3 protein-coding genes are annotated in these 3496 nt (G+C 72.5%); all 3 read left to right on the top strand.

From position 1 onward, the window contains the following. The first annotated feature begins 1 nt into the window (after position 1). A complete protein-coding gene (gene yiaA, locus AB0M20_RS32825; protein ID WP_364304222.1) occupies positions 2-403 on the top strand; it encodes an inner membrane protein YiaA in 402 nt (133 codons plus the stop codon). After that, positions 403-858 carry an RpiB/LacA/LacB family sugar-phosphate isomerase gene (locus tag AB0M20_RS32820; protein ID WP_364304220.1) on the top strand — a complete coding sequence of 152 codons (456 nt, stop codon included), beginning with the start codon at positions 403-405 and terminating at the stop codon, positions 856-858. The genes yiaA and AB0M20_RS32820 overlap by 1 nt, the downstream gene beginning before the upstream one ends. A 307-nt stretch (positions 859-1165) precedes the next feature. Continuing rightward, complete coding sequence (locus AB0M20_RS32815; RefSeq protein WP_364304218.1) at positions 1166-3427, top strand: BTAD domain-containing putative transcriptional regulator; 2262 nt, start codon at positions 1166-1168, stop codon at positions 3425-3427. Positions 3428-3496: the final 69 nt, after the last annotated feature.

Here is a 3496-nt window from a genome sequence, read left to right as displayed (position 1 = left end):
GATCAAACCCACTGCCGCCTTCGTCGGCGCCTCCTGGGCGGCGCTGCTGCTGGGCCTCGTGTCCTTCGTGGTCGGCCTGTGGAACGCCACGATGACCAGGAGTGAGAAGGGCTTCTACGCCGCGGTGCTGGTGCTGGGCGTGTTCGCTGCGATCTCCCTGCAGAAGTCGGTCCGCGACCGCGCCGAAGGGCTGCCCGTCACCGCGCTGTATCTGGGCCTGGCGTGGGCGGTGGTCGGCCTGGCGATGGTGATGCTGACGGTCGGCCTGTGGAACAGCGCGATGGCGCTGAGCGAAAAGGGCTTCTACGGCCTGGCCTTCGCGATGACGCTGTTCGCCGCGGTCGCGGTGCAGAAGAACGTCCGCGACGCGGTGGTCTTCAAGGACGCCTTTACCATCCAATGATGCGGATCGCGTTTGCCAGCGACGACGAGAACGAGACCACCGGGGCCGTGCTGCAGGCCCTCGCCGACGCCGGTCACGAGATCGTCCGGCCCGGCAGTGAGCCCAGTAGTGAGGCCGGCAGCGAGCAGAGCTGGCCCGATCTCGGCCGGTTCGTGGGCCGGGCCGTCGTCGAGGGTCGTGCGGACTTCGGCGTGGTGATGTGCTGGACCGGCACCGGCACGGCGATCGCGGCCAACAAGGTGCCCGGGGTGCGCGCCGCGCTCGCCTGGGACCCGTGGATCGCCAGGGGCGCCCGGCTCTGGAACGACGCGAACGTCCTCGCGATGAGCCTCAAGCGGCTCGCGCCGGACGTTGCCGTGGAAGTCCTGCAGGCGTTCCTGTCGACGACCACGCCGGACCCGGACGAGGCGGCGAACATCGCCGGGATCGAGCCAGGGAAGCAGGACTGGAAGTAGGACCGGAACGTAGGACGGGCCAGGGTGCACCGCCGGCCCCCGTGACCGGCGGTGCGCACCCTGGCCGCCCCCGTGCGCCGCCGGCCCCCGTGACTGGCGGTGCACGCCCCGTGTGCGTGACCAAGATCGCTCCGGACCCGAATCCCCCGTACGCTCCGCGTACTCGGGGCCGGCGATCTGGTTCATGCAACGAGATAGATGATTGACAGCGGACCTTGTGCGAAGCGTGGGAGACTCGTAGCGGACCTTGTGGATATCTTGAATCCCCTGGTGAACACGTTCTTTGCGAGAGGGGTGCTGAGGTCGGTTGGCGGCGGAGTTCGGGGTTCTCGGCTCAGTGGAGGCCCGGATCGACGGCCGGTCCGTCGACCTGGGGCATTCCCGGCAGCGGTCGGTGCTGGGTGTGCTGCTCGTCGAGGCGGGCCGCCCGGTCACGGTCGACCAGCTCATCGACCGGGTCTGGGGTGAGGACCCGCCGCAGCGGGCGTCCAGTGCGCTCTACAGCTACCTCTCCCGGCTGCGGCGCGCCGTCGCCGATGCCGACGGCGTCGAGATCAAACGCCAGCCGAGCGGCTACCTGCTGACCGCCGACCCGCAGGCGGTCGATCTGCACCGCTTCCGCCGGCTGGTCACGCTGGCGCGGACGGCGGAGTCCGACCGGGCGGCCGACGAGCTGATCACCGAGGCCCTCGAGCTGTGGCGCGGTGAGCCGTTCGCCGGCCTGGACACCCCGTGGCTGGCCTCGATGCGCCAGACGCTGCTCAGCGAGCGGATCGCCGCCGAGCTGGACCGCAACGACGTGCTGCTCCGGCTGGGCCGGCACGGCGAGCTGCTGCCGGCGCTGGCCGCCGCGGTCGCCGAGCATCCGCTGGACGAGCGGCTGGCGGAGCAGTCGATGCTCGCGCTCTACCGCTGCGGCCGCCAGGCTGATGCCGACGAGCAGTACCGGCGGATCCGCCGCAGCCTCGCCGACGAGCTGGGCAGCGACCCCGGCGCGTCGCTGCGACGGATGCACGAGCGGATCCTGGCCGCCGACCCGGGCCTCGACGCGCCGGTCGCCTCCCCCGCCACCGGCTCCGTCGCTTCCCCGGTCGCCGAGGCGCAGGCCGCCGCGACCGGCTCGATGCCGTCGCAACTGCCCGCTGACGTGCGCGCCTTCACCGGGCGTACCCCGGAACTGGCCCTGCTCGACGGCCTGCTGGCGCCGCCCAGCGGCGAGGACCCGCCGCTGCCGATCGCGCTGGTCTCGGGTACGGCCGGGGTCGGCAAATCGGCCCTGGCGGTGCGCTGGGCCCATCGCGTCCGCGACTCCTTCCCCGACGGCCAGCTGTACGTGAACCTGCGCGGCTACGACGCCGAGCAGCCGGTGGCGGTCGCCGACGCGCTGGCCGGCTTCCTCACCGCGCTCGGCGTCCGCGGCCCGGAAATCCCGCCGGGGGTCGACGAACGGGCCGCCCGGTACCGCTCCGAGCTGGCCGCCCGGCGGATGCTCGTGCTGCTGGACAACGCGTCCTCGGTGGAGCAGGTCCGGCCGCTGCTGCCCGGCACCGGGTCGTGCCTGGTGCTGGTCACGAGCCGCGACTCGCTGCCCGGCATGGTGGCGGTGCACGGCGCCGAGCGGGTCAACCTCGACCTGCTCCCCCTGCCGGACGCGGTCGGGCTGCTGCGCCGGCTGATCGGCGCCCGGGTGGACCGTGAGCCGTCCGCCGCAGCGGAGCTGGCCTCGGCCTGCGCCCGGCTGCCGCTGGCCCTGCGGATCGCCGCCGAGCTGGCCGCGGCGCGCACCGACGAGTCGCTGGCGGAGCTGGTCGCCGAGCTGGGCGATCACCGGGAGCGGCTCGACATGCTGGACGCGGGCGGCGACCCGCGGGCCGATCCGCGCGCGGTGTTCTCCTGGTCGTACCAGAATCTGCCGGCCGACGCGGCCCGCGCGTTCCGGCTGCTCGGCCTGCAGCCCGGCGAGAACGTGCACGTCGACGCCGTGGCCGCGCTGACCGGCACGCGCCGCGGCGAGGCTCGGCGGCTGCTCGGCGCGCTGGTCCGGGCCAGCCTGGTGCAGGCGGCCGGTGGGCGCTACGGCATGCACGACCTGCTGCGGGCGTACGCCGCCGAGCTCTCCGCCGAGCACGACTCCGCCGCGGACCGCAACGACGCGCTGACCCGCCTCTTCGACCACTACCTGACCGGTTCGAGGGCGGCGATGGACGTCCTCTATCCCGAGGGGTCCGACGGCGTCTGGGTCACCGGCGACCAGGACACCGCCCGGGCCTGGATCGAGTCGGAGCGGCCCAACCTCGCCGCCACCTGCACCTACGGCACCTCGCACGGGTGGCACCGGCACACCGTCGACCTGGCCGAGACGCTGTTCCGCTATCTCGACGCCGGCGGTCCGGTGGCCGAGGCGGTCACCGTCACGGCTTCGGCGGTGTCGGCGGCGCGCGCGCTCGGCGACCGGGCGGCGCAGGCCCGGGCGCTGTCCAACCTGGGCCGGCTGCACCGTCGGCAGGGCCGGCTCGATCAGGCCGCCGAGACCTACCGGCAGGTAGTTTTGGTACTAAAAAAGGCTTGATCTGATTAGACCAAGCCTTTTGATAGTGTTATATTAATAAACAAATAAAAAGAAGTCGCTCACCCACCG

The sequence above is a fragment of the Actinoplanes sp. NPDC051633 genome (genome assembly GCF_040681735.1).
Taxonomy (GTDB): Bacteria; Actinomycetota; Actinomycetes; order Mycobacteriales; family Micromonosporaceae; genus Actinoplanes.
Note: the sequence above shows the minus strand (reverse complement) of the source record. Positions and strands in the feature narration are given on the sequence as shown.

Bases quoted from the DNA above. Each gene is read 5' to 3' on its own strand.
- AB0M20_RS32820 (WP_364304220.1), top strand. From the start codon at position 403: ATGCGGATCGCGTTTGCCAGCGACGACGAGAACGAGACCACCGGGGCC.